Annotated in this window: 1 protein-coding gene and 2 pseudogenes; 1 reads left to right on the plus strand and 2 read right to left on the minus strand. The window is 73.3% G+C overall.

The window, feature by feature from the left end; all coding sequences use genetic code 11:
• Both AOJ26_RS33610 and AOJ26_RS33615 read right to left on the minus strand, forming a co-directional pair.
• Window positions 1-643 (minus strand): annotated as a pseudogene (locus AOJ26_RS33610) (6-phospho-beta-glucosidase); the annotation flags it as partial.
• 151 nt (window positions 644-794) lie between these two features.
• Window positions 795-1,569: pseudogene (locus AOJ26_RS33615) on the minus strand (DeoR/GlpR family DNA-binding transcription regulator).
• 127 nt (window positions 1,570-1,696) lie between these two features.
• On the opposite strand from AOJ26_RS33615, the gene AOJ26_RS33620 reads away from it, so the two are divergent.
• Window positions 1,697-2,761 carry a carbohydrate kinase family protein gene (locus AOJ26_RS33620; RefSeq protein WP_053852152.1) on the plus strand — a complete coding sequence of 355 codons (1,065 nt, stop codon included), beginning with the start codon at window positions 1,697-1,699 and terminating at the stop codon, window positions 2,759-2,761.
• Window positions 2,762-2,806: the final 45 nt, after the last annotated feature.

The raw sequence follows: 2,806 nt of genomic DNA on the forward strand, positions 1-2,806 counted from the left end.
CCAGCAGGCGCGGGAGCTCGTCCCGGCCGGCGATCCTCAGGCCGCGGACCCAGCCGAGGTGGTTGAGGCCGACGTAGTCGATCCACGCCTCGTTCGGGTCGGCGCCGAGCACGCGCGCGATACGGCGGCCGAGGCCGACCGGGGAGTCGCAGATGCCGATGACGCGGTGGCCGAGGTGCCGGGACATGGCCTCGGTGACCAGGCCCGCGGGGTTGGTGAAGTTGATGACCCAGGCGTCGGGGGCGAGCCGGGCCACCCGGCGGGCGATGTCGACGGCGACGGGGACCGTGCGCAGGCCGTAGGCGATGCCTCCCGCGCCGACCGTCTCCTGGCCGAGGACGCCCTCGTCGAGGGCCACCCGCTCGTCGGCGGCACGGCCCTCCAGACCGCCGACGCGGATCGCCGAGAAGACGAAGTCGGCGCCGCGCAGGGCCTCGTCGAGATCGGTCGTCGCGGTCACCGTGGGCGCGTCGGGCACGCCGGCCGCCTGCTCCGCGAGGACGCGGCCCACGGCGGAGAGCCGGCCGGCGTCCAGGTCGTGCAGGACCACCTCGGTCACCCTGCCCTCGGCGCGGTCCGTCAGCAGCGCGCCGTACACGAGCGGGACCCGGAAGCCGCCGCCGCCGAGAATCGTCAGCTTCACCGGTGTCCTCCAGAGGTGCTCCGGCGGGCGGGCCGGGCGTGGGTCGGGCTGTCGCCGTGCGCGTCGCGGGAAGCGGACACGCGCGGCCTCCTTGCACTTGTCACACTGATCACACGAGCCGTTCTTGTCGTACGGGGACGGGAGCGGGGTCTCACTCCGGTCCCTTTCCTGCCAGGACCACCTCGACGCCCGCCTCCTCCAGGGAGGACCGGGTCGCCGCGTCGACCGGCGCGTTCGTCACCACCACGTCCAGGGCCTCGGGACCGCAGACCTTCGCCATGCCCGTGCCCGGGAACTTGGCCGTGTCGGCGAGCAGGACGACCTTGTCGCTCGCCTGGATCATCGCCCGCTTGACCGGCACCTCGACGACCGTCGTGTCCATCACCTGCCCGCCCGGGCGCACTCCACTGGTGCCGAGGGGTGCCGAGGAAGAGCCAGTCCGCGTGCAGCTGGCGCAGGTTGTCCTCGGTGAGGAAGCCGACCAGGGAGCGGTACTCGCGGCGGACCATGCCGCCGAGGAGCACCAGCTCGATTCCCTCGTCGTCGGCGAGCTCCTCGTAGACCACCAGGTTGCTGGTGATCACGGTGAGCCGGCGGCCGTGCAGCTGCCGGGCCAGCCGGTAGGCGGTGGTGCCGATGTCGAGCAGTACGGACTGGCCGTCCTGGACCAGGGCCGCGGCGCGGGCGGCTATGGCGTCCTTCTCGGCCACCCGGACCTCGGCGACCTCGGCGAAGGGCTGGTCGCCCTCCTCGGCGCGCGCTCCGCCGTGCACCCGGGTGAGCAGCCCGTCCTCCTCCAGTTTGACGAGGTCGCGCCGGATGGTGGCGGGGCTCACACCGAGTTGCTCGGAGAGGTCGGTCACAGCCGCGGGGCCGCCCGAGCGCAGGGCCCGCAGGATGAGTTGGTGTCGTCGTTCAGCCAGCACGCCGTGAACACTACTCGTCATCTTCAATCATTTCTATGCTCAGTTCTGCTTGGGTATTGACCAATGTCGTCGAGCGGCGCACGATTCCCGTCATCGAAATTGACGAGTTTTGACGAGAGGCGCGCACGTGGACGACGACCGGCCCGAGGTGCTGCTGACCGGGCTGCTCTTCTACGACCTCGTCCTGACGGGTCTGGAGAAGCCGCCGACGCCCGGCGAGGAGATCTGGACGGCCGGCATGGGCTGCGGCCCCGGCGGCATCGCCAACCTGGCGGTGGCCGCCTCCCGCTTCGGTCTGCGCACCTCGCTGGCCACGGTCTTCGGCGACGACTTCTACGGCGCCCACTGCCAGGAGGTCCTCGCCGTCCAGGAAGGCGTCGACCTCTCGCTCTCGCGGGTCGCGGACGGCTGGCACACCCCCGTCACCGTCGCCCTCGCGCTCGGCGCGGACCGCGCCCTGGTCACCCACGGCCAGGAGCCGCCGTACTCCCAGGACGCGCTGATGGGCGACCCGCCCGAGGCGCGCACGGCCCTCGTCCACCTGGAGGCGGAACCCCGCGCCTGGCTCGCCAAGGCAGCCGCCGACGGCACGCAGATCTACGCGGACGTCGGCTGGGACCCCACCCAGCAGTGGTCCACCGGCCTGCTCGACCAGCTCGCCCTGTGCCACGCGTTCCTGCCCAACGAGCGCGAGGCGATGGCCTACACCCGCACCGACAGCGCGGTCGCGGCCCTCGGCACGCTCGCCGAGCTGGTGCCGGTGGCTGTGGTCACCCGGGGCGGGGACGGGGCGGTCGCCGTCGACCAGCTCACCGGCGAGTACGCGGACGTCCCGGCCCTGCCCGTCGACGTCCTCGACGCCACGGGCGCCGGTGACGTCTTCGGCGCCTCCTTCGTCGCCGCCTCCCTGGGCGGCTGGCCGCTGGCGGAACGGCTCCGGTTCGCCGTCCTCGCCGCGGGCCTGTCCGTGCAGCGGCACGGCGGGGCCCTGGCCGCCCCGGGCTGGTACGGAGTGGACCGCTGGTGGCGCTCCCTGACGGACCCCGAGCTGAGGCGCGCGTACGGCTTCCTCGCCGAGCGCCTGCCCGCGGACGTGGGCCCGCCGCCGCACCCCGCGCCGGTCACACCCCCGGCCGGGCCGGCCGTCGCGCACCCCCCCGTCGCCCCACCCGACACCCCACGGCGGAACTGATCCGCAACCCCCCCCACAAGCTCTTCGTATGCACGTCCCGAAAAG

The organism is Streptomyces sp. NRRL B-24085, assembly GCF_001282115.1.
Taxonomy (GTDB): Bacteria; Actinomycetota; Actinomycetes; order Streptomycetales; family Streptomycetaceae; genus Streptomyces.